This is a genomic window from Shewanella litoralis (assembly GCF_009828585.1).
Lineage (GTDB): Bacteria > Pseudomonadota > Gammaproteobacteria > Enterobacterales > Shewanellaceae > Shewanella > Shewanella litoralis.
In genome coordinates this window covers 1-24,021 of record NZ_WSRZ01000021.1, presented here as the reverse complement: position 1 = coordinate 24,021, position 24,021 = coordinate 1, and the positions used below count along the sequence as shown (strand labels likewise).

The following is a 24,021-nucleotide window of genomic DNA, read 5'->3' as shown; positions in this document are numbered from 1 at the left end:
CAGGTGTTATTTTAAAAACTTAATCGACAGTGGATATTGGTAAGCAATCCCGTCACTGGCTTTGACTATCGCGATAATAGTACAAATAATATCTAATAATGCTAACGCTGCTAACAGTAATACGCCAACACCCACCAAAATCAAAACTGCCGAAATCATCGCATAAATAATTAAACTCAATTTGAAGTTAAGGCAATTTTTACCACACTGATTAGCAAACTCATACTCGTCACGCTTCATCAACCACACAATCAACGGACCTAATACGCTACCTAATGGAAACACATAACCCGCAAAGCTTGCTGCATGGATCAATAACCCTATGTCTCTGGCTGGCTTAGTGACCTCGAACGAGGGATCAGACATCAGATATTCCTTATCATTTTATTATTATCAACATGGTGTGAGCAGCATACAAGCATTGCTTAATTAACTGACTTTACCGTATAAGCGCATTGCCCAGTCTTCTATATTGTTTTGTTCAATTCTTCGTTGCAGTGACTCTACCCAGCTTTGAGCTAGGCCTTCACAATTAAGTAAAGTTTGATACTGCTCGGCATCAAACTCAGGCAAAAAGTAAATTTGCATTGCCTTGGCAATACTAATGTCCGTTTTACGCTCAATTAAGCAAATACTGTCACTGGGGCGAATAACCCCTTCAGACAACACTCGATAAAACCAACCACACATGCGGCTTTCTTGCATTGCTAGGGCAAATTTAGGCTGCTCAAACTGCAAGTTAAGCTTAAAACAAGGCGATCGCGGTTGAGTAACCTGTAGCGTCACATCACCGATTTGCACAATATCGCCAATGTTAACTTGCGCCTCGTTTAAGCCAACGGTACTAATATTTTCACCCATTGACGGCGCATCTTTAAAACTCGACATTAAGTCCCAACGACGATACTGGCCATAATGTTCACGGGGAAAATGATGCAACACGCGATCTAAACCGCCATGATGCTTTGGATCGGCCTCACTATTACCGACAACACGATCAAATAGCACACTAAGTTGTGAAGCGGCGTGCTTTTGGTTAATGCAACTGGCTACACCATTGTGCATTTGCACCTGGTCGCCTAAATACAAACCCGAAATACGATTAACCCAGTTTTTATTCATCCCGCTTATCCCTGCTGACATTACAACGTACAGCCAATATACCCAAATTTTGAACAAAAAAAAGCCTTACTGAAAGCAGCAAGGCGATATATAACAAGGGAGATCGTACCGTAAAAAAGTATTGTGAGCAGTTAACTCAGCACATGACGATACAAGTTGATTAGACACGAACATAATAAAGGGTATTGATGACATAAAAATGACAATCAGAATGACCATTTGTCATTTTAAGCAAGATAGTTTTTCAGCGCATCGCCAGGAATAGAGCTTTGCGTCGCAACCGCAAATGATGCCCATAATGCCCCTTCATGCATCGCTTCAGTAATCGACATTTTTTGACATAAACCATGGATAACACCTGCCGCATACGCGTCACCTGCGCCAGTAGTATCAACAACTTCAGCTATTACCGCAGGAACATGCTGCTCGCCTTCAGCGCTGTAAACTATCGCGCCTTTATCACCATCGGTCACAATAAAATACTGTAATGCATTACCCGCAATGGCTTGAGCAAATTGCCATGGTGCTTGGTTACATCTGCCTTGCATATCGGTAATCGAGGCAATCAACACATGACAAGGTCGCTCGCGTTGATCTTTAGCCAATTGCGCAACCACGATACAAGTTGGCTGAGCGCTAATGGCATCATGCGCCCACTGCTCTGCACCATTGGCTGAGGAATTGATATAAAACGCGTCCCATTGTTGCCAATCTGGCGCCGCGGGGAGCTCAAATATCGGCCGTTGTGGCCGAATAATGGTGCGCTCGCCATCTGGGGTCATCACCAACAACATCTCACAGGTGTTACCGCTAAAGCGATGCACCAGGCGACAATCTAAGCCAAGGGTACTCGCTTTCGCTAAAATCCAATCGCCAATATCATCACTGCCCACTTCGCTGACTAGCGACACATTGTGTTTAGCCCACACCAAACCTAAACCTGTGTTGGCACCGCCACCGCCTAAACGTAAACCGCCATCTTGATAATGAAACCGCCCACCCGTTTGCAATGGTTTATCAAGCAGTAAAATACGGTCACAATTGATATTAGCGAGCAGTAAAATGTTGGCCATAGCGATACCTAGATAAACCCCGACAAAAGAGTGTTGAGTATAACAAAATCGGCGTAGATCGCACGGCTATCAGCATCATTACATATCGGCCTCAGCAAGTGGTTGACGTAACTGAGCTCGCACATTGTCCATACCAGAGTAAAACTCTTTCATCATCAATAGCCCCAACATTTTTCCGTTGTCGGTCACAATTAATTCGTCAGGATTAAGCGGATCATTTTTGAGCGCGCCCATGGCTTTCATTGAGGCCATTTCTTTAAATAAGGCGGTATCTAAATTGACGTTAAAGGTATCGCGGAAATACTGACGCGATAAACGTCCTGAGAACATACCGAGCAAGAAACGATATTGCATCACTTCTTTTAATTGATATTTTTTCTGTTGTTCAACGGCCATACGGCCCTGCGCGATGCGTTGTTGATATTTTTTCAGTGAAAATGTATTCACATATAGAGTGTCATTTAAAAAACTGAATGAGCCTGAACCCACACCTAGGTACTCATCATAATCAATCACGTATTCATCAAAACCTTCATTATCGGTTTTGCCAAATGCCCATGCGGATAGCTGATTATACTGACCTGTTAAGCTGTTTAAAATCTGGCGATACTGGTTAACCATGTCGCCATGAGGAGCCGCTAACTGACCTTTAACACTTTTACGGGTTTGGTGAGTAATCATTAACGGATAAGTGGTAATTTGGCGCGGGTCTAGCTTAGATGCCATATCGAGATCAGACTGGATAATCTCGTCAGTTTGGCCTTTAAAACCAAAAATTAAATCCACGTTGATAATCGGAAATAACTCTTTGGCCGCCATAATGCGGTCAAAGGTTTCTTGGCCTGAGCCAAACTTATCTAAACGATCGGTCATCTTTAAAATGCCGTCATCAAAGCTTTGTACCCCAATCGACATTCTGTCGACTAGGCCTTTAAGTTGTTTAAATTCAGGGCTTGCTAAGTGTTGCGGATCCGACTCACAAGACACTTCTTTGATGCCTGGAAATAATGTTTTTGCGTGTTCAATCGTACGAGCTAATTCATCTTCTAATACCGTTGTAGTGCCGCCGCCAATGTACATGGACTCAAATTCATAGCCTAAGTTTTTTGCCATCTGCATTTCTTTACGCAGCGCAATAAAGTACTCACGCGCTTTGTCTTCGCGGAATAAAAAACGGTGAAAAGTACAAAACGAACACAAGGTATGGCAAAACGGAATGTGAGCGTACAGCATGTACTTTTTGCCTTCCACCGGCTTAGGCATGCGGTCGGTCGAAATAGTGTCAAGGCGCAGGTTTTTGTCGACATAATACTGCATCACCCGTTCCATTGAACTTATCATCCAGTTAGGCACAGTAATATTGGCTTGGTAAGGTTTAATCAACTCCTGGCTGGCTGATTGAATAATTGAAGACATAGAAAATCCTAATTGAATGAAGCCCTGAGAGCAAAACCATTGATAGCAAAGTGTTAAATATACAAATATGTCACACGCAGAAAGCAAAAGTATCACTTTAGCGGTAGCTAAAATGTGAAGTAACTAATAGATATGCAAACTAACATGGTTAGAAGAGATCAATTGTTAAGCAGATCATGTTTTAGACACTACTGTAGTGAAGCGTGTCTAAAACGAGATATGACAATTGAGGTCAATGATTGATAGAGGATTAATTTGAGCTAGCTTGCTTCTTAACAAGCGCAAAAGAGATCATAAATAGACGTTGTTGGTCAGGGTAAACCTGTTGGATAAGGTGTTTAAGTTCATCTAAAGGTAAGCTTTCTTGGGCGGCATGAAATTCATTGATGTCGTCAAAGGCTAACGGCTCAACGGCCAAAATAACAATGTCGCAAACCCTAGTATGGCTTTCAAGGGTGTAGACCTCAACTTGAGTACCAGGTTGGTAATGACTTTCGCTAAAATCACGGATGGTAATTGTCTTTTGGCCCGACGCCACTAATGGCGTTAAAAACTCAAAGAATGTGATTTGTGTGGGTGCAATTGCAAACATATTAATCCCTTAATCAATAAGCGAACACGATGTAAATGCGCATTATAACCGAGCAAACTCACCCGGGCTTTGATCAAAGTAGCGTTTAAATTCACGGCTAAATTGTGCCGTGCTTTCATAGCCCACCTGGGTAGATACCTCTTTCACTTTAAGTTTTTGTAATTGTAATAACTCTCTGGCTTTATTTAAGCGAATTTTCTTCACATATTGAATAGGCGACGATGATGTCACTTCTTTAAAACAGCGATGGAACGCTGACGGGCTCATGTTCACTAAACCCGCTAATGTATCGACCTCGACCGAATCACCATAGTGTTTGTGGATATAACTGAGGGCTTTTTCCACTCTCGACAAGCGGGTATGGCTTAACGACAAGGCATACAGCGGTGCGGCATTTGGCGAATCCAATAAGCGATATAGCAGTTCGAGCACTAACGCCTCGCCCATCACTTTAGCCTCTAACGGCGACTGCAAAGCCTGCAATAAGCGGATAACACTGCAATCCATGTCTTCAGTGCTGTCGGCAATAAAAAAACCACTTTGGCGCGACTCATTTAAATCTTTTGGAATTTGATGATGTTCGTCCATTAGCCTAACGATGTAATTTAACTGCACTAAGTTAATATCAACCATCAACACTAATACCGGTTCTTCAATACTGGCAAAGGTTTCGCATTCAACCGGGAGCGGTACCGTCATGACTAATGAATGCTGACGGTCGTAGTCAAAGGTTTTATCCTCAATATAGACACGCTTTTTGCCCTGACCCACAATCAACACCCCCTGGGAATAGCATAATGGCCCCCGAGAAGCATATTGTGAGCCACGAAACACACGTACCCCAGCCAAATGAGTATTATTAACTCCTTCTTGTGGTGCAAGCTGTGCCATTAATGTTGCTATCTCATTCATAAAACCACCTTAATAAAATTAACAGCACCATTGCCGAGTTAAGATAGATATTACCAAAAAAGTAGTAAAAGGCATTATATTTAGCAAATAAACATCTTATTTAAACAAAAAAGGTAGGAATGAGCATGAACACGATAGTTCTGTGTATGTTTATTTTGACTCAAGAGACTATTATAGACACATGATTTCTGGCTGTTGTTTGCGCCACTCTTACAACCTGATGTTTAAGAGCGTGGGTAAACTGCAACGTATTTATTGTTTTATCGCTAAACCAAAAGGCGCCTATTATGCTTAACTTTAATTATCGTAACCCTACTCATGTTGTTTTCGGCAAAGACCGTATTGCAGAGTTAGATCAACTTATACCAGCCAATGCCAGAGTATTAATCACTTACGGTGGCGGCAGCGTGCAACGTTTTGGTACGCTTGATAAAGTCAAAGCCGCTTTAGGTAACCGCACTGTATTTGAATTTGGTGGTATTGAAGCCAACCCAAAATATGACACTCTGCTAAAAGCTGTAGAAGTGGCACGTAATGAAAAAATCGACTTCTTGTTAGCTGTGGGTGGTGGTTCAGTCATGGACGGCACCAAATTTATCGCCCTTGCCACTCAGTTTGACGGCGATACAGCAAGCTTACTACAACACGGGTTTAACCCAGTGCCAGTGGCTGATGACAAAGTGATTCCACTCGGTGTGATTGCTACCCTGCCAGCTACCGGTTCTGAAATGAACGCCTTTGCCGTTGTAAGTTATCAAGGTGGTAAATTCCCAGTAAACCACCCATGTGCTTACCCAACATTTGCCATGCTAGATCCTGAATTAACCTTCAGCTTGCCAAAAATTCAGGTTGCTAACGGTGTGGTTGATGCATTTGTGCATGTGCTTGAGCAATATGCAACTTACCCAGTTGATGCCCGCGTACAAGACCGCATGGCAGAAGGTATTTTACGTACCTTAATTGAAGTTGGCCCAATCACAGTTGCAGAGCCAACCAACTATGATGCTCGTGCAAACTTAATGTGGAGTGCCACATCTGCCCTAAACGGCATGATAGGTACAGGCGTACCGTTAGATTGGTCGACTCATATGATTGGCCACGAGCTAACTGCCCTATTTGATATTGACCATGCACAAACGCTCGCGGTGATCTTGCCATCATTATGGCGTGTGCTAAAAGAGCAAAAACACGCCAAACTCGTACAATATGCTGCACGCGTGTGGGATATTACAGAAGGTGACGAAGCAAGCCGTGTAGTTCAGGCTATCGACAAAACCGAAGCTTTCTTCAAGCAAGTGGGTTTACCTGTGCGTTTACGTGACCATGGTGTAACGCAAGAGCAACTATCTCAAGTGGTTGACGCGTTAGAAGCCCACGGCATGACCGCATTATCTGAAAGTGGCAAAGTTGATTTAGCCACCAGCCGTAAAATTTTAGATATGGCGTGGTAGTCAGCATTTAATCGAAGCGACATTAGGGTCGCTTCGAGTTGCTCGAAACGAAAAAGGGCTTAACAATCACGTGTATTGTTAAGCCCTTTTTAGTTACCTGTCTTTCTACGCTAATGCGGCGTCACATTCGAAAATAAATTCATTATCACCACACCAATCAAAATAAATCCCATGCCCACCAGTGCACCTAAATCCAACTTTTGACCGTACATCACCCAGGCTATTAAGGTAATAAGCACAATCCCAAGGCCTGCCCATGTGGCATAAGCGACACCTACCGGGATCCCTTTTAATGCTAGAGAAAGAAAGTAAAAAGACAACACATAGCCAACAATAACCACTATTGAAGGCGTAACTTTAGTAAATCCATCACTGGCTTTAAGCGCAGATGTCGCCACAACTTCGGTTAAAATCGCCACACTTAACAATATCCAACTTTTCATTTCCTGTACCATAATTTAATTAACATCTGATTACACGCCCATTTCAACCGCTTTTTTAGGCGTAAAGCTACTGCCTATTGACGCCAGTATCACTAAACCAATGGCAGACCACTGAAGCACGGTTAATTGCTCACTTAAAATGACAAAACCCGCTAATGCAGCAATTGCTGGCTCTAAACTCATGAGCACGCTAAAGGCCTGGGTAGGCATATTACGCAGCGCCACCATTTCTAATGAATAGGGCAACGCACTTGATAACACCCCAACTAATAAGCCAAGCGGTAAGACTTCCCAGCTAATTAACGCTAAGCCTTGGGTAACAGCACCAACGGGCACTAAAACAATTGCAGCCACGGTCATGCCTAAAGCCACCGTTATGCCGCCAGATGCTTGCTTACCTGTACGAGTACCAAATAAAATATACCCGGCCCAACAAGCACCGGCACCCAGTGCCATCAATGCTCCTGCTATATCAAGCCCTTGAGCGCTCGACAAACTTGGCATGAGCAATAAAATGCCTGCAATGGCACAAGCTACCCAAAACAAATCGCTTTTACGCTTTGAGCTAAATAAGGCTACCGCCAGCGGGCCGGTAAACTCAAGCGCGACTGCAATGCCTAACGGAATACGTTCAATCGCAAGATAAAATAAAATATTCATCCCGCCCAGGCACAGTCCATAAATAATAATGCTTTGCCAATCTCGCCCTTGAGGTAGTGCGCGCCAAGGGCGGAACACCAACCACAAAATGACCGCGGCAAAACCTAAACGTAACGCTGTCGTGCCTTCTGGCCCCACGATAGGAAAAAGTTGTTTTGCTAATGAAGCACCAGATTGAATCGTCACCATTGCCAACAATACACTGCCGACAGCTGTGAGAAGTACACGATTGATTTGCATAGAAAAAACCTAAAGATGAAAAACGCAATAACGGCATTCTACATGAGCACGTTAAAACCGAGCAGTATTAAATATCAACATGCACAGAAGTCATACCATTGAGGGATTAATCTTATGCCTGTGTGATGCTTTTTATAAAGGCGATTTTGCTGTTCGTGGTTGCACCATTATTGTCATAACCACAGATATGATAACCACTGGCAATAAGCATATGTAACATGTTGGGAAACTGATTCATGGACTTAACCTTAATCGTTTTAAATCCTTGCGCAACTGCCCATGACTCTTGCAACTGGCATAATTGAGAGGCGACTTTCATTTCTCGGTGCTGTGGTGCAACTCCGCCAAGCCAGCTGTAAAACTCATCATGATTGAGCGAGTAACCCACTTTAAAGGCAATGGGCGCTGTATCGTACTTAGCCAATAAAATTAACGCACTTTTACCCGCAAGACGCTCGGCGATTGTGGTTGCCGTGATGCTATTGTCAAACTCAGGTACTAATGCAAGTACCGCGACAATATCGTCTACCGTACCTTCAACAAACTGGTAAGTCATAATGCCCTCTATTTGACCTAACAACCCACTATGTAATGCCAATCACATTAATAATGTGACCAGGCTTAACAGCAAATGTACCAGTAATAATTAACCCCGCGTAATAAAAAATAACTATGCTGAAATTATGGCTATTAACATGACCTTTTTACGATAAATACCCCAAACAGTGAGGTTCGGGGGGGAGAATTGGTCGTTTTTAGTAAAACTGGTCAGCTATATTATTGACCCAGTGCTTGATTAAATGCCTTTATAAACACTTCGTAGTTTTCAACTTGCGGCATGTGACCTAATCCTTCAAGCTCAATTAATGTCGAGCCTTTAATTAACTGATGCGCATTAACACCAAGCTTTTTGTAGTCACCTAAGGTTCTGGTTACGCCTTCTTTTAACCAACCGCGACCAGGGCCAGTTTGGTCTCGGGTACCGATAATTAATACCGTTTCACTGGTTATTTGCGAAAATCTATCGACAACGTTTTCTGAGAATATTGGCCCATAAGTTAATGCGTTATTCCAAGCAACGATAGGCCAATCTTCACCTGCCAACATCCCTTGCATGGGTAGTAATAATTTCTCGTATTCATCAGACCATTTACCATCGTAATAATTGGCTTTTTGATAGTTTCTTGCCTTATCGACACTAGAGGCTAGCTCATTTTTATAGAAAAAGTTAACGTCTTTAAATTGCACATAGCGACTGTAATCTTCTAAGCCAATGGGGTTTATCAATATGAGCTTATTAATTACGCCTGGGTAATTAACTGCAAATGTTGTCGCTAACATGCCGCCCATAGAATGACCCACAAGATCAAACTTGTTGATGTGTAAGCTGTCTAATAACGATTTAGTATTTAAGGCTAACTGGCCAAAACTGTATTGATAAAACTCCGGCTTGGTTGATTTACCAAAGCCAATTTGATCAGGGATAATAACTCTATAACCTTTAGCTAATAGATCGTTTGCAACCTGCTCCCAGTAATAGCCGGAGAAGTTCTTGCCGTGTAACAGCACGATCACTTTCTTTGCGTCTTTAGCGCCCACATCCATATAGCGCATCGCTAAATCTTTGCTTTGTGAGTTAAAACTAAACGTCTGCACTTCAAATGGATAGTCAAACCCGTCCAACTCTTTATTATATTTAACGGGCTCTGCAGCAAATACAGGTGCTAACACCGTAAATAGGCTCAATAATACTAAATACAAACGCTTCATCTTTATCTCACTCAAAAAAATCATACATCAATAAAAACTTAAAGTAGCAGCCACTTACATCTAATACAACATCGTTTTATTCATCTGTTGAACTACATTTCTTGGCGAACTTGGCCATAAGCTAACATTGCAAATAAGCCGGTACCGCCAATAATGTTACCCAATAACGTAGGGCCAATATGATGAGACCATGCTGTGAAAAAACTTAACTCGCCATTGAGCACTAAAGTAAATATTTCATTTGAACCGGCAATAACATGAGTAAACTCGCCTGCGGCAATTAACCAGGTAAACATGATTATCACCAGTAACTCAGACCCTTTTGCAGACGGTAGCATCCACACCAAAGCCGCAATAAAAAATCCAGCCGGAATCCCACGCAATAACGATTCAGATGGCGTTAACTCTGCCACATGTCGCGATATCTGTAATATGGCGCTAAAGATATCTTCGGTTAATATTCCACCATGCACCACCATAGCAGCAATAAAAAATGTGCCAACAAAATTAGCCCCAAGTACCACAGTCCATAAACGCGCAGTGCACGCTAGGCTTTGCTTAGAAGGGTTTGCCAATAACGGTAAAATCACAGTAATGGTATTTTCGGTAAATAATTGCAGCCTGGCTAAAATCACCAAAACAAAACCAAAGGTATAACCCAGACTTTCAATCAACGATAAATAAGGATGATCGCTACCAAGATTGCTACGAATAACTGCTTCTGCTAATACCGAAGATGAAATACCGATACCGGCAGCAATACCTGACCACCATAAAGACAACATCGGCCGCTCTAATTCTTCCTGCCCTTCGCGCATGATGATTGAGTAAACCGTTAGCGACGAAAGACTGCTATTTTCAGCCACGGCTTCACGCTCTGAGCCTGTTAAAGCGATTTCTGATGCGGTTGTTTCTTGCTCCCGAGCTTCACGTTTAACCGCGTTGCCAGTAGGTTGAGATGGTCCATTTTGTGTCATGTTGCTATCCTTTTCTGCAATAAATCTGCCCTGGTGCCCCTTGTTTAAAATACCTTACCTTGTTGATTGATTGGCGTTAATGCTAAAGCGAGATTCGATGGCGGTTATTAATGCGTGCTATTAGGCAGCAAGTTATAGGCATTCTTGACTGTATCATAACCATACAGTCGCTCTAGTTTTCGAACAATAAAATGACCTCTGGCCATGTCTTGAAAGTGGTCAATAAATAAAGTGTTAATAATAGCTCCACCAGCAGCGCCAATAGCGGGTATGGCTTGAGCTGCGGCTTTTTGGGTAACTTGTACGCCAAACTTTTCAGCAATATTACTGATGAGCTTAACCAAAAGCGGGGCGGCTTCGTCAGTTATGCCTTTTTTAACCATAAACTCAGCCGCTTCTGACACCGATTTAGCCAGAGCCGCTCTTACGGCAAAATAACCTGATTCACTGCTATCGTCTAAATCACTGGCTCCACCTAGAGCAAATACTTCTAAACAGGCCATTTTCGTGTCGGGGGAGGTAATTAATTCTCCTTCACTGCGAGCAATATCGGCAATAGATCGCAACATAATCGATGTAGAAACTGGCAGTTCAACTGCTATTGCAGCTAACCCAAAAAAACCACCCACGCCACCGCTTACAGCTACACCTAATTTATGCCAGCGATTAGATGACGCTTCACCTGGACTGTCTTTCATCGTAAAAATAGCCGCTTCAGAGGCTTTCATTAACGACTTTTCAGTGACTTTGGCGATATTTTTATTCCAGTTAGCAGGCAGCAGCGCCAATCCTTTTTCAATTGGCGTACCGATAAAGTTCGTTATTTTGACCGCCAAACCAGGGTTTTCTAATAATGACTTGGCTATCACAAGTTCTTTTTGATGCGATTCTGAAATGTTCAACTACTCTCCCCCTTACTGGTGTAGTAACAACGAGATAAAAGAGTGAATTTTTAGATTTACAATAAGACCGAACTTAATCATCTGTTTTCGCGTTATGACTGGCTGCTTTAGTATTTGTTGCTTTACTCACCATTGCTTGCATTTCTTGCTCAGTTTTGAGGCGGCAAACAGACAATTGGTCTAAACGCATTGCTTTAATCGCCTCTAAAGGATCATCAATCTGACTACCTCGTTGTGACATTTCATAAGCAGCACTATCATCTACATTTTCATCAACGGGTATTTTATCATTTTGTGGGGTTGCCATTACTGCCTCTTTTAATTATAGATGTTTTAGCAAAAAAACTGTCGCGTAGGGGGCTAATCAAGCCATTTTCAGGATATTTAATAGCATACCCTCTTTCTCTGATCATGAGGATAGCCTTGGGTCATGACAATATTGGGTTCATATTTATCACGCACCTAAACTAAACATACAGCAATCTGCTAAAACCAAAAAGCCAATAAAAAACACCTTGTCAGTTACCTAACAAGGTGTTTTATCTCTACTATAAACACGTGTGTTAACACTTACTTTATAGGGTTACTCTTTGTATTTTAACGTGCCATCAGCTTTGATTTCGTCGTACCACACATTGTGGTGCTGCGAAGCCCAGTTTTCGTCACAATAGCCCGATACCATGCACTCCATACCGCCCTCGCTGAGTACGGTTGCCATCCAAATATGCACAATGGTAAACGCGATTAAAATCGTCGCGCTAACACCGTGAATAAGTAAGGCAATCATCGACAGCTCACGGGGTAAATCAAGTGTAGGGAACACAAGCATAACCCCTGTAGCACTGATGCTTAGACCAAAAATAGCTAAGGTCCAAAACCACATTTTTTCACCCGCGTTGGCAAACCCACTGTCTGGGTGTTTGCCTTTAAACGGGCCAAAGTTAATGTAGCCACCTACCACTAAAAACCATTTTAAATCGTACATTTTAAAGGTTTGTAACGGCATCCACTTGATTACACATAATAGCCAAGACACCATAAAAATGGGTCCCGACCAGTCGTGAGTAAACTTACTAAATGCGATGATACCGGCCCATATTCCCTCACCCACGTAAGGTGCAAGAAAATGCCGCCCGAGCATAATGACGATCCCCGTTACCATTAGCGTTAGGCAAGATATCGCCATAATCCAATGTAACCACAGATCGCTTTTACTCCAACGAAGTACCATTTTGCCTGAAAAGCCTTTACTCAGTTTAGATGGACCATTGACTAAGTAAAACACTAAAAAGGCTGCAAAAACACCGACAACTGCTAAACCAATTGCGGGCTTTAGGTAAGTATTTCGCAGTACCTTGCCGTCGTTACCTGCGACATTGATAAGTACATCAGCATCTAAGCCTTTGTCTGTACTGTATCCCGGTTCGCCGGCTTTAACTGCGCGCCAGAGATCTGCATCGCTGGTTTTAGACTTTGCTTGTTGCTGGCTAGATTGTTCATCAGCGGCATACACCGGTGATGTAACCAACCCCAATCCCATACACAGAACCAACAGAGCAAACATCCTGCGCAGTGATTTGTTTAACGTTAAAGTTAACATTGTCACTCCTTATATGGCTGCGAACTTAATCGCAGCACATGCTCTGGTTAGATCATTTCGCCGGTTTTAGGGTTGTAGCCCCAAATCACATTTGGATTACCGCGTGTTGCCATACGTTGGCGGTAAATGTCAGACACTATGCCTGCATCGCCCGCGAGTAACGCTTTGGTTGAACACAACTCGGCACACATAGGCAATTTACCTTCTGCGATACGGTTTGAACCGTATTTTAGGCGCTCTGCTTCAGAATGATCTTCTTCAGGGCCACCCGCACAGAATGTACATTTGTCCATTTTGCCACGGCTACCAAATGCAGTCTTTTTAGGGAACTGCGGTGCACCAAACGGACAGGCATAGAAACAGTATCCACAACCGATACAGGTATCTTTGTTGTGTAACACAATGCCGTCTTCGGTACGGTAGAAACAGTCTGCAGGGCATACTGCCATACAAGGTGCGTCGGTACAGTGCATACACGCCACTGATATTGATGCTTCTCCTGGTTCACCATCGTTTAATGTCACCACGCGGCGACGTTGAATACCCCACTCTAAAGCAGAGTCGTTCTCGTTTTTACAAGCTGTGACGCAACCGTTACACTCGATGCAGCGTTTGGTGTCACACAGAAATTTCATGACTGCCATAATGGCTTATCTCCTCATCAAGTGTTTAGGCTTTGCTGATCTGACACAAGCTAGACTTAGTCTCTTGCATCTGAGTCACAACGTCATAGCCATAGGTCATTACGGTATTAGCGGATTCGCCAATTACATAAGGTACTGTGCCTTCTGGGTAGTTTTTCTCTAGGCTCTTGCCTTCAAATACACCCGCAAAGTGGTACGGCATAAAACATTCGCCAGCAATAACACGTGGTGTCACCATTGCCTTAACGGTAATTTTTGCCCCTTCTGGACTGTGAACAAACACGTCATCACCATCACGCAAACCGCGATCAGCAGCATCGGCTGGGTTGATCTCGATAAACATTTCTTGCTGTAATTCTGCAAGCCATGGGTTTGAACGTGACTCTTCGCCACCGCCTTCATATTCCACCAAACGCCCGGTTGTAACAGCAAGTGGGAAGTCCGTAGCAAAGTCCTTATCTTGAATAGTCTTATAAAGTGTGGGTAGACGTGCCACCATACGGTCTTCGTAAGTTGGGTACTTAGCCACTAAATCACGACGAGGGGTGTATAGCGGTTCACGGTGTAATGGAATGTCATCAGGGAAGTTCCATACGATACAACGCGCTTTAGCGTTACCGTAAGGAATACAACCATGCTTAATTGCCACACGTTGAATACCACCAGAGATATCTGTTTTCCAGTTTTGTCCTTCTGCTTTGACTTTTTCTTCAGCAGTTAGATCGTCCCACCAGCCAAGCTGTTTAAGCATGTCGGCAGTAAACTCTGGGTAACCGTCTTGAATTTCAGATCCTTTCGAGAAAGAGCCTTCTGCAAGAATGTTATTGCCTTCATGTTCCACACCATAACGCGCGCGGAAGTTACCACCACCGTCTTTAACTTCACGGCCGGTACGATACAAAATTTGTGTACCTGGATGTTTGTTTTCTGGTGTGCCCCAACATGGCCAAGGTAAACCATAGGTTTCGCCTTTAGCTGGGCCGCCTGGAGCTTCAAGTGAGTTAACGTCGAAAGTACCCCAGTTTTCTTGGTGCATTTTCAAACGCTCAGGGCTTTGACCTGTGTAACCAATTGTCCACATACCTGTGTTAAATTCACGGGTGATGTCTTCAATCAATGGTTCTTCACCATTGACCTTAATGTGCTTACAGAATTGCTCTGCCACGCCCCATTTTTTGGCCAATTTATACATGATGATGTGGTCAGGTAATGACTCAAATAATGGCTCAATAACTTGTGAGCGCCACTGAAGTGAGCGGTTAGACGCAGACACAGAACCATAGGTTTCAAACTGCGTTGACGCGGGCAGTAAATACACCCCATCTTGGCGTTCGTGCATGACACCGGCCATGGTTGGGAATGGATCGACAACCACTACGGTATCCATTTTATTGAGCGCTTCTCGTACTTCACGACCACGAGTTTCGGTGTTAACAGACTGACCCCAGAAGAATGCAAGACGGATATTGTCTTTTTGCGCTATTTTGGTTTTGTCTTCTAACACGCCATCGTGCCAACGTGAACACGGAATACCTGCCGAGGTTTGTGGATCTTGCCCTAAGTATTGAGCCTGATCGAAACGACTTTTAATCCAGCTTGGTTCTAAGTCCCATACATTGGCCCAATGGTCCCATGCACCAGACGTTAAGCCGTAGTACCCTGGTAAGTTATCAAATAACAAGCCAAAGTCTGTAGCACCCTGTACGTTATCGTGACCACGGAAAATGTTTGTTCCGCCGCCTTCAATACCCATGTTGCCAAGGGCTAGCTGTAAAATACAGTAAGCACGGGTGTTAGCATTACCAATGTGATGCTGAGTACCACCCATACACCATACAATGGTGCCAGGCTTAGTTTCAGCCATCATTTTAGCAACGCGATACATTTGCTCTTTTGGTACACCTGCAACGTTTTCAACTTCTTCTGGGGTGTACTTTTTCACTTCTTCTTGAATACGTTCCATGCCGTATACACGTTGAGAAATGAACGAGTCATCTTGCCAGCCGTTTTCGAAAATATGCCATAACAGACCATAAATAAATGGAATGTCAGTACCTGGACGAATATGAACATATTCATCAGACTTGGCTGCTGTACGAGTAAAGCGTGGATCAACTACGATGATTTTGGCACCGCGTTCTTTACCAATTAAAATGTGCTGCATCGCCACAGGATGAGCTTCACATGGGTTAGAACCAATAAACATCATGCACTTTGAGTTGCGCATGTCATTAAACGAGTTAGTTTGCGCACCGTAGCCCCAGGTGTTTGCAACACCGGCTACCGTGGTAGAGTGACAAATACGTGCAGAGTGGTCGATATTATTCGTGCCCCACATTGCCGCTAATTTGCGATACATATAAGATTGTTCGTTTGAAAATTTAGCGCTACCCATAAAGTAAACTGAATCAGGACCAGATTCTTGACGAATCGTCTCCATTTTGTCGCCTACTTCATTGATGGCTTGCTCCCATGATAGACGCTTCCATTTACCACCTTCTAGCTTCATTGGGTATTTTAAGCGTTTTTCACCGTGGCCATGCTCACGTAATGCTGCACCTTTAGCACAGTGTCCACCTTGATTAAATGGATGGTCGAACGCAGGCTCTTGCCCTGTCCACACCCCATTTTGTACTTCTGCGTAAATACCACAACCAACTGAACAGTGAGAACAAATCGTTCTTTTCACTTCTGTTGGCGCGTTGTGAGGCACATCTTTTGCCTCTGCTTTACGCATCATGCCTGCACCAAGCATTGACGCTGCAGCAATACCACCGGTCGCCAAACTGGCAGACTTGAGGAATTGACGTCGGTTAAGACCTAAGCCGGACGTTGTTTTAGTCTCGACTGTGTCTGATTTGCGGGTTAATCGCATCACACACTCTCCTTTGTTATTTACTTAACGAAGCATAGTAATTACGGATATGCTCTGTTTCGCGGTAGTTATTGCCCGTAGGCTCTTGTGTAGACGGTTTCGTTACTTGAGCAAGTGCGGGTGCACTTATACTAGCAACAGCACCTGCCGCACTGCCGAGCGCTAATGCTTTTAGCATTTGGCGACGACCCATGTCGGAAGCTTGCTTCTTCATAATGTCTCCTTGTTGATAAAAAGATGAGGTTCACTTAACCGGCATCCGGTTTAGTTAATTTGCACAGCCTGTTCATCAATCGGATCAAGGTCAGCACTACCTGGACAATTCACCGGGATATTTAAACTTAGCTGTTCAAATTCATTCGCTTCAGCCGTAAAAAAGGCGTTAGCCAGTTGCGCAACCGCAACGTAAAACTTAGCACTGGGTGTTTTAGCTAAATTGTCGCAAAAGCGAATAATCCAGCTACCAATATGACGTTGGTAAAACGCTAGTTGGCGATAGCCTGGTGCCTCTAAAATGAGGCAACCCATCACTTCGCATAACGCGGCGACGTGATCTTCAGGTTCTTTAACGTTCTCTTCACGTTCAAACCCTAATTGCATTAAGTCACTTCGTAATGCCGCTAAGGGTTTATCCATGAGTGAACCGGTCATAAACCAACTGCCATACGGCATAATTTCACCGCTGCCGACGCCAAGAAAAATGGCAAAATATTCATCTTCTAAGGTATCGGTATCACTTTTTTGTGCTGCTTGCTTCAATGCTATCCAGGCATCGCTCATGGCGTTGCCTTCTTCGACTTCTATGTCTAAATCAGCTAAAAACTGCAATAGCTCGGCACTCGGTTGGCGGCGCATTAGCGCGGCCAACAACTGATAAATATCAGCTCTTAATTGGTCGTTTTCGCTTATTTGTCTCACTGTTTCTGTCATAGCAGATCTCTTATCGCAATTGCTTTTCTGGATCATCAAGGATGTCTTCAAACATGTCTTTTACACGGCAATCGCCACACATTTTCAAACGCTCTATATTGGCGCTAAACGCACTGTGCGCGCCGACCATTTCGACCATTTTATGTATCATTGATTGGGTGGCAAACTCGCTACCGCAGCGGATACACTCAAATGGTGGTTCTTCTTTTAGTATTTGGACTTGCTGACGCTGTTGTGGATTGAAGTTAATTTGTGGTACTAGACTAATGACCTTTTCCGGACAAGCCGCTTCACACAAGCCACATTGCACGCAGTCTTGCTCGATGAATTTAAGTGCTGGTGAATCTCCACCATCTTTTAATGCCTGAGTTGGACATGTTGCAACGCACGACATACACAAGGTGCATTTATCACTATTAATACGCACCATTCCGTAAGGAATGTTCGCCAGTGGCATCACGTTATCAACCGCAGCAGCCTGGCTATTTAGATGGTCAATCGTTTGAAATAATAAACTGCGTTTGGCATTACTTGCGGGGGTAATATCAGCCTGATTAACAACCATCGGCATAATTACCGGCCATGCTAGGCTAATCGCTAATGATGGATATAAATCGGCAAGATCATCAGGGCTGATTAAGCGAATGCGCTGCGGCTGGCCCATTTCATCTAAAATACGATTGGCTAACGTTAACTCACCTTTGAGCATTTGCGTCAATGTGGGTGCTGTAGCTGGGGTATTTAAAATCAACACTTCCCGAGCACCATAGGCTAACGTGGTCATCCAATGGTCAATACTGGCTACGGTGATTTCTTCCATTGCCACAGGTAACACATCGCCGCTTAACTCGTCGCTAATAAACTGAGCACCAGCTTCATTATCGTGAAATAACACAACAGGTGCGGTTTGCGCTTGTTGACGGTAACGACTCACTAACTTTTCAAGATAGGCATGCAAAGATTTTGGCGTAGGTAAATCGTAACTTAATGCCCCTGTTGGGCATGCATTGGTACAACTGCCTGCACCATGGCAAAGGTAAGGGTCAATTTCAATTTTTTGCGCTACGCTACTAATCGCATCTGCAGGGCAAAAGTTTAAGCATCGGTTACAGCCATTTAAGCCATGTTTGTTATGCGCACAAATGTCATGATTAACTTTGACGTATCGTGGTTTATCAAACTGACCCACTAAATCAGGAATTTGCTCAAGGGCATCTGCCAGTAATGCTTTGTCTTGGCCTACATAAAAATACCCAGGAGGCAGCATTTCTAAATTAATACTTGGGCTGTGACTTAGGTCGAGCACGATATCAAAGTGTGCTTGACGAATCGCCACTACACTAAGCTCGCTAATGCCATTGCAACCTTCAACTTTTACCTGAAACTGACCTAAAAAGCCTTTAATACTGACTAATTTGTTGTAGTAGCTTTCAACTTGCGTGGCGGCATTCATTACAGCTTCAAGGTGTGCTTCATCCTGGCTAGTAATCGCTTCATTGGCCAAAATGACACAACTGTTCATGATGGACAATTTGTCCGCCGCTAAACGGGCAAGATCTTCTGGGCCAATGACTAATACATTGCCTTGAGTGGTATAACTAACGGTTGGCGGGATCAGATTTTGTAAAATCTGGGTATTCGCCATTACCTGTTGCCGAGCTTGTTTCAGCATAGGCTGGTTTTTTATTATGCTCATTGCGTTCCTAATATCGGTTTTTGTCTCTGGTTAATCGCAATGGCTCACGGTGCAATTAACACTTTTTATTTATATCAACTCATCAAATCGACTGACTGCATACCCGATAACATATCAATATCATATCGGCTTAATACGGTCTGTTAGCCTTTAGCCTCATCACTGGCAAAGGCTGGCTCAAGTAGGTCATCATCCTGTACTTGGGCGTTAGCCGATAACGTTTCCGATTGTTGCGTAATCGCTAACGACTCATCAACTTCTGTAAATTCTGTTTCACTGCTTATGTCGGTTGTTACTGTTTCAACGTCACTACCCATCTCGGTTTCAGAGTCTGCAAGTAACTCATCTTCTTCAGGATCTGTTTTTTCTACCACGTAACGAAACACTTTGCTGGCCAACTCTGCTGACACTTCAGCAGACAATATGGGTTGATTGGTGTAATCGAGTGCATATTCTAATAAGCCATCGATATGGCCGTATTGTGGTTGCTTCCATAAAGCACGCAATGCTGCAGCCTTAGCGGTTGGATCGACATTTTTAGCCATAAACCGAGCAAAACTGCCGCCCACTTCAATGGTGCTTGGATCGGGTAACGGCTCTTCTTCATGGCTAACATCGGTTGATGCATCATCAAGTTCTGTTTGCTCTGCCACTTCAGGTTGTGGCGTAAGCTCAAGCGACTCATTTGCAGTATCAAGCTCTTGCAGCTCTGCTTCTGCAGCCACTCGCTGACGCCGTAGTTCCCAGCGACTTAATAATCCGTCCTGGCTGCTCATTGCATATTCCCAGAACGGTTGGCACTTGGGCCTTCATTTTTACGACGATTGACATGCTTACGACGATGAGCGCTAATTTCTACTTCACCATGTCGAGTAATGAATGCTTCAATCCAACAGGCAATCGCGCTAGGCATTGGAATATTCAACACTGGCGTGTCTGACTCTAAGCAGCCGGCACTGACATGTTGATCAGCAGAAATAATCGCGGGTATCCAGGTACCATCACTGAGTTCATCGCACACTATGTACAACGTTGGGTTATTCATATCGAGGTTAATGCGGTAGCTGCCACGTTGATCTTTATAGAGTTCAAGTGGAATCAGCACGGCATTGTCGGGCTTAGGTTGAGTTGCTGGCACAATGTGCTCAAGCTCCCAGCGAACCGATGTCCAGCGCCCTGTTTGCACTTGCACTTTTTTAAGTGACACATACATTGGCCATATCTTATCGGTATGTTGCATATTGATGCTGACCTCAGGCTACATAAGCCAAGTGTGATTGAATTGCTATACTTAGGTAGAGCAAAAATGATGCCAACTAAAAAGTAAAATTAACTTTGAACTTGATCTCAATTTACCTATTAACAATAGGACATTATGTCCACACCGCAATAGCAACTGGGACATTAATACACGTTAAAAGTATTGATTTGTTGAAGATTTGCGTTAGATCACGCTTGGATAAGATGTTTTCAGTTTAGGGAATAATAATTGCTATGCTAATTAGCCGATGAGGTAACCCAGTAGGGTGAACACATCCATAAAATACACTTTAAGAGGCTCACTTATGACCCAATCTGCTTCGGCAATGTCCTCAACCCGCAAGCCCGTGAAATTTGTCAAAACAGCCACACAAGTACCTTTAACTATTGCGGTTAAAGCGGTGGATGACCAGGGTATTGTGGTCGATAAATTTGTTGCCTGTGAACGCCCGCTAACCGTGTATTTAAATTGGCGCCCAATCGTAACGTTAATGACATTAGGCGCAAAACCCGAGTCATTGACCATTGGTTATCTTAAAAACCAGGGGTTTATTAGCGACTTAAGCTTATTAGAGTCTGTCATTGTTGACTGGGATGTGAGTTCTGCTGCGGTCATCACGCAAGAGGTATCGGAAGATATTGAGCAAAAATTGTCGGAAAAGACGGTTACATCAGGTTGCGGTCAAGGCACTGTTTACGGCGGATTTTTACAAGGTTTAGATGAAATATCACTACCCACGCCAGCCTTAAAACAATCAACAATTTATGCGCTACTCAATAACATTAATGCGTATAACGAAACCTACAAAAATGCCGGTGCGGTGCATGGATGTGGGATTTGCCAACACGATAAAATACTCGCGTTTGTTGAAGATGTTGGGCGTCATAACGCAGTAGATACCTTAGCCGGTGACATGTGGTTAGAGCAGCAAACAGGCAGCGATAAAATCTTTTATACTACAGGCCGACTCACCTCAGAAATGGTGATTAAAGTCGCCAAGATGGGAATACCGGTATTATTGTCTCGCAGTGGTGTTACCCAAATGGGCTTAGACTTAGCGATGCAGCTGGGGATTACCTTAATCGCACGTGCCAAAGGACGTCATTTTTTAGTGTATCACGGCAGTGAAACCATAGAGTTTGATGCACTCAAAAATAACGCATAACACCTCAAGCTAACCTCGTAACTGTCCCCACTGCTGATGTAATTGCGTGGGGATAAAACTCCACACCAAAATACGAGTAATTTTGTTACCCTGAGTCATTTCAATCGTGTTGACCTCTGCCGCACTTAAGTGTTTAAGCAATTGATAACACGGCTTGAGGTTGTCAGATTTAGACACCAATGACGTAAACCACAACACCTGGCTGGCGTATTCTTTACTTTGGTTTATCATGTTGGCCAAAAATTGCGCTTCGCCTCCATCACACCACAATTCCGCTTTTTGACCACCAAAATTCAATTTAGGGTTTGCTTGAGCGGCGGTTAAATTGTGTGATGTGTTACCGTGCTTTTGCTGCTGGTTTTTAGCCAAATTAGTCACTTTGCGTAACGAACCAGCAGAGGCTTCGGCTAAAGAGCGATGAAAGGGTGGATTACACATGGTGACATCAACACGTTCATTGTCTGCAATAATGCCTTTAAAGATATGTTGCGGTGTCGATTGAAGCCTTAACTGTAAATTAGCTTCAATACTGGGGTTTTGCTTCGCAATATTCGCGACATTGTCAATCGAGACAGGGTCAATGTCCGATGCGATAAACTGCCAGCCGTAAGTCTGAATCCCCAGCAACGGGTAAATACCATTAGCACCAGTGCCAATATCCAAAACGCGGATATTCGGCCCATACATAAGCTGTCCTTTTGGCGCTAATAAGTCGGCAATGTAGTGCAAGTAATCAGCACGCCCTGGCACTGGCGGGCACAAATATCCCGCAGGAATATCCCAGTTTTTTATTTTGTAGTCACTGAGTAATAAAGCTGCATTTAAGCACTTTACTGCGTCAGGATCGGCAAAGTCGATAGAAGGATTACCATAGTGATTGGCACGCACAAAGCCACTTAATGATGGCATAACCGCGACTAACTTTGCAAAATCATAGCCATGTTGGTGGGCATTACGAGGGTGCAACTTTTTGGATATATTAACGTTATTCGATGCTTTACGTTGAGAGGATGGCGAGCGCTTAGCTTGTGGCTTGGCTCGCCCAACAGGATTAGAACGCTTCATTAGTCGTATAAATACTTAGTAAATAATAAGTTAACCACAATCGACTTTCCCACTTCTTGTTCCATTAAACGATTAACCGTCTCGTAGCACTCGCGGCGGATTTCTTCACGGCCAGACAAGGATTTCACTTTATCTTCAGACTGGTTACCTAAAATTTCGACTATTGCAGAACGTAAAAGAGGATCGTGATGCTCTAAACTCACTAAATCATTAGGATCTTTTACCATCAGCTCAACACTAATTTTAACAAAGCCTAATTTTTTACGATTAGAAATATAATTAGTGACGATATCTGGCTCAAAACCATAATATGCATAATCTTCGACACCTTCATCTGCTGCATGTACGTGAAATGCTGCGCAACATAATATAACTAACGTTGAAAGCCATTTTTTCATAATAAAAGACACTCCTAAAGATGTAACGTTAATTAAATCGGCCATGTTGCTCACACCTTGAGGCGTGTTTGGTGATTCACGACATGATAGACTATTGCCGTTGAGGTATATTGTAACGAGTTTTAGATGAACGTGACCAGTGTTAGCTTTCCATATGGTGAATCAATTCATTGGTTTTCGCCACAAAAAATCGATTCCTTACCAAATAACCAACTCAAAGACTGGTTATTAGCACCAGGCAGTTTAACCCAACGCCTTAAAACCCATTGTCGCCATTTTGAAGTCAAAGTCCTCGGGGAGCACTTGCTCTCACCTCTTGAACATGAGTTTCCAAGCCACAATGAACCGGTTTGGATCCGTGAAGTACTATTATGCCTTGATGGCACACCCTGGGTGTTTGCCCGCACATTAATCCCGCAAAATATTTTACATACTCAGAGCCATCATTTTGAAGGTTTAGGTACCCGCCCGCTTGGAGAGGTATTATTTACCAGCCCAGATATTACCCCCGGTGAGATCGAAGTAGCCCAGTTCGAAACCTGCGGCAGACTCGCTGCGTTAGCCACAAGCCTGGATCAACATGTGACATCGAGCTTATGGGGGAGAAGGCGCTATTTTAATCTGCTTGGTTCGCAACTGATTGTCAGCGAGATATTTTTACCTGCTGCGGTTGAGTACATCAATCAAGATTAAACTGCATAGCAATAAAAATGTATGGTCCGCCTCGTTATTGCAAATGATATTTTCGATAACGAGGTTGGTTTGCGCTAATGTATTCGGAGTCTTCATTAGGTGCTTTACACCCGCTCCACGATGAGTTCCGCGCTAG

26 protein-coding genes are annotated in these 24,021 nt (G+C 43.5%); 3 read left to right on the top strand and 23 right to left on the bottom strand.

All coding sequences use genetic code 11. The annotated features are described in order from the left end of the window. Positions 1-6: 6 nt before the first annotated feature. The 6 genes from GQA99_RS15790 to GQA99_RS15765 all read right to left on the bottom strand — a co-directional run bounded on the left by GQA99_RS15790 (position 7) and on the right by GQA99_RS15765 (position 5,115). Positions 7-366, bottom strand: a complete 360-nt coding sequence (locus GQA99_RS15790; protein WP_160055457.1) for a DUF4870 domain-containing protein — start codon at positions 364-366, stop codon at positions 7-9. Between the two features lie 63 nt (positions 367-429). After that, positions 430-1,122, bottom strand: coding sequence for an MOSC domain-containing protein (locus GQA99_RS15785; RefSeq protein WP_160055455.1), 693 nt, complete (start codon positions 1,120-1,122; stop codon positions 430-432). 227 nt (positions 1,123-1,349) lie between these two features. Then, positions 1,350-2,195 (bottom strand): PfkB family carbohydrate kinase, encoded by an 846-nt coding sequence (locus GQA99_RS15780; RefSeq protein WP_160055453.1) that lies wholly within the window; start codon positions 2,193-2,195, stop codon positions 1,350-1,352. Positions 2,196-2,273: 78 nt separating this feature from the next. Then, the gene (locus tag GQA99_RS15775; protein WP_160055451.1) at positions 2,274-3,611 is read right to left on the bottom strand and encodes a coproporphyrinogen III oxidase family protein; all 1,338 of its coding nucleotides are present in this window, start codon (positions 3,609-3,611) and stop codon (positions 2,274-2,276) included. A gap of 250 nt (positions 3,612-3,861) precedes the next feature. Then, positions 3,862-4,203, bottom strand: a complete 342-nt coding sequence (yqfB, locus tag GQA99_RS15770) for a N(4)-acetylcytidine aminohydrolase (protein WP_160055449.1) — start codon at positions 4,201-4,203, stop codon at positions 3,862-3,864. Between the two features lie 42 nt (positions 4,204-4,245). Continuing rightward, positions 4,246-5,115 carry an AraC family transcriptional regulator gene (locus GQA99_RS15765; RefSeq protein ID WP_160055447.1) on the bottom strand — a complete coding sequence of 290 codons (870 nt, stop codon included), beginning with the start codon at positions 5,113-5,115 and terminating at the stop codon, positions 4,246-4,248. A gap of 287 nt (positions 5,116-5,402) precedes the next feature. On the opposite strand from GQA99_RS15765, the gene GQA99_RS15760 reads away from it, so the two are divergent. Then, complete coding sequence (locus GQA99_RS15760; RefSeq protein ID WP_160055445.1) at positions 5,403-6,566, top strand: iron-containing alcohol dehydrogenase; 1,164 nt, start codon at positions 5,403-5,405, stop codon at positions 6,564-6,566. Between the two features lie 110 nt (positions 6,567-6,676). Here the strand turns inward: GQA99_RS15760 and GQA99_RS15755 are convergent, their stop codons facing one another. From GQA99_RS15755 to GQA99_RS15685, 15 genes are all read right to left on the bottom strand, one after another. Continuing rightward, positions 6,677-7,009 carry a DMT family transporter gene (locus GQA99_RS15755; protein ID WP_160055443.1) on the bottom strand — a complete coding sequence of 111 codons (333 nt, stop codon included), beginning with the start codon at positions 7,007-7,009 and terminating at the stop codon, positions 6,677-6,679. Between the two features lie 30 nt (positions 7,010-7,039). Then, positions 7,040-7,909, bottom strand: a complete 870-nt coding sequence (locus GQA99_RS15750) for an EamA family transporter (RefSeq protein ID WP_160055441.1) — start codon at positions 7,907-7,909, stop codon at positions 7,040-7,042. A 112-nt stretch (positions 7,910-8,021) separates the two neighbouring features. After that, positions 8,022-8,465, bottom strand: a complete 444-nt coding sequence (locus GQA99_RS15745; protein ID WP_160055439.1) for a GNAT family N-acetyltransferase — start codon at positions 8,463-8,465, stop codon at positions 8,022-8,024. A gap of 221 nt (positions 8,466-8,686) precedes the next feature. Beyond that, a complete protein-coding gene (locus GQA99_RS15740; RefSeq protein ID WP_160055437.1) occupies positions 8,687-9,679 on the bottom strand; it encodes an alpha/beta fold hydrolase in 993 nt (330 codons plus the stop codon). 92 nt (positions 9,680-9,771) lie between these two features. Further along, the gene (locus GQA99_RS15735) at positions 9,772-10,656 is read right to left on the bottom strand and encodes a formate/nitrite transporter family protein (RefSeq protein WP_160055435.1); all 885 of its coding nucleotides are present in this window, start codon (positions 10,654-10,656) and stop codon (positions 9,772-9,774) included. Positions 10,657-10,763: 107 nt separating this feature from the next. Further along, complete coding sequence (locus tag GQA99_RS15730) at positions 10,764-11,558, bottom strand: EcsC family protein (protein ID WP_160055433.1); 795 nt, start codon at positions 11,556-11,558, stop codon at positions 10,764-10,766. Positions 11,559-11,631: 73 nt separating this feature from the next. Further along, complete coding sequence (locus GQA99_RS15725) at positions 11,632-11,865, bottom strand: hypothetical protein (protein WP_160055431.1); 234 nt, start codon at positions 11,863-11,865, stop codon at positions 11,632-11,634. Positions 11,866-12,141: 276 nt separating this feature from the next. Continuing rightward, entirely contained in the window at positions 12,142-13,158 is a 1,017-nt protein-coding gene (locus GQA99_RS15720) for a formate dehydrogenase subunit gamma (protein ID WP_160055429.1), read from the bottom strand. Between the two features lie 47 nt (positions 13,159-13,205). After that, the gene (gene fdh3B, locus GQA99_RS15715) at positions 13,206-13,802 is read right to left on the bottom strand and encodes a formate dehydrogenase FDH3 subunit beta (RefSeq protein WP_160055427.1); all 597 of its coding nucleotides are present in this window, start codon (positions 13,800-13,802) and stop codon (positions 13,206-13,208) included. A 25-nt stretch (positions 13,803-13,827) separates the two neighbouring features. Next, complete coding sequence (locus tag GQA99_RS15710; protein WP_160055551.1) at positions 13,828-16,677, bottom strand: formate dehydrogenase subunit alpha; 2,850 nt, start codon at positions 16,675-16,677, stop codon at positions 13,828-13,830. Between the two features lie 16 nt (positions 16,678-16,693). Then, entirely contained in the window at positions 16,694-16,891 is a 198-nt protein-coding gene (locus GQA99_RS15705; RefSeq protein ID WP_160055425.1) for a formate dehydrogenase, read from the bottom strand. 50 nt (positions 16,892-16,941) lie between these two features. Continuing rightward, positions 16,942-17,607 (bottom strand): TorD/DmsD family molecular chaperone, encoded by a 666-nt coding sequence (locus GQA99_RS15700; protein WP_160055423.1) that lies wholly within the window; start codon positions 17,605-17,607, stop codon positions 16,942-16,944. A 10-nt stretch (positions 17,608-17,617) separates the two neighbouring features. Then, positions 17,618-19,303 carry a 4Fe-4S binding protein gene (locus GQA99_RS15695; RefSeq protein ID WP_160055421.1) on the bottom strand — a complete coding sequence of 562 codons (1,686 nt, stop codon included), beginning with the start codon at positions 19,301-19,303 and terminating at the stop codon, positions 17,618-17,620. Positions 19,304-19,446: 143 nt separating this feature from the next. Then, a complete protein-coding gene (locus tag GQA99_RS15690) occupies positions 19,447-20,079 on the bottom strand; it encodes a DUF3306 domain-containing protein (protein ID WP_160055419.1) in 633 nt (210 codons plus the stop codon). Continuing rightward, positions 20,076-20,543 carry a DUF3305 domain-containing protein gene (locus tag GQA99_RS15685; protein WP_160055417.1) on the bottom strand — a complete coding sequence of 156 codons (468 nt, stop codon included), beginning with the start codon at positions 20,541-20,543 and terminating at the stop codon, positions 20,076-20,078. Before GQA99_RS15685 ends, GQA99_RS15690 begins: the two co-directional genes overlap by 4 nt. Positions 20,544-20,868: 325 nt before the next feature. Here GQA99_RS15685 and GQA99_RS15680 point away from each other — a divergent pair, with 325 nt between their 5' ends. Continuing rightward, positions 20,869-21,729 (top strand): formate dehydrogenase accessory sulfurtransferase FdhD, encoded by an 861-nt coding sequence (locus GQA99_RS15680; RefSeq protein ID WP_160055415.1) that lies wholly within the window; start codon positions 20,869-20,871, stop codon positions 21,727-21,729. Positions 21,730-21,738: 9 nt separating this feature from the next. Here GQA99_RS15680 and rlmF read toward each other — a convergent pair whose 3' ends face one another. Then, positions 21,739-22,794, bottom strand: coding sequence for a 23S rRNA (adenine(1618)-N(6))-methyltransferase RlmF (gene rlmF / locus GQA99_RS15675; RefSeq protein WP_160055413.1), 1,056 nt, complete (start codon positions 22,792-22,794; stop codon positions 21,739-21,741). After that, positions 22,794-23,192 carry a flagellar basal body-associated protein FliL gene (locus tag GQA99_RS15670; protein ID WP_160055411.1) on the bottom strand — a complete coding sequence of 133 codons (399 nt, stop codon included), beginning with the start codon at positions 23,190-23,192 and terminating at the stop codon, positions 22,794-22,796. Before GQA99_RS15670 ends, rlmF begins: the two co-directional genes overlap by 1 nt. Before the next feature lie 126 nt (positions 23,193-23,318). On the opposite strand from GQA99_RS15670, the gene GQA99_RS15665 reads away from it, so the two are divergent. Beyond that, on the top strand, positions 23,319-23,885 hold the full coding sequence (locus tag GQA99_RS15665) for a chorismate--pyruvate lyase family protein (RefSeq protein ID WP_160055409.1): 567 nt from the start codon (positions 23,319-23,321) through the stop codon (positions 23,883-23,885). Positions 23,886-24,021 lie beyond the last annotated feature (136 nt).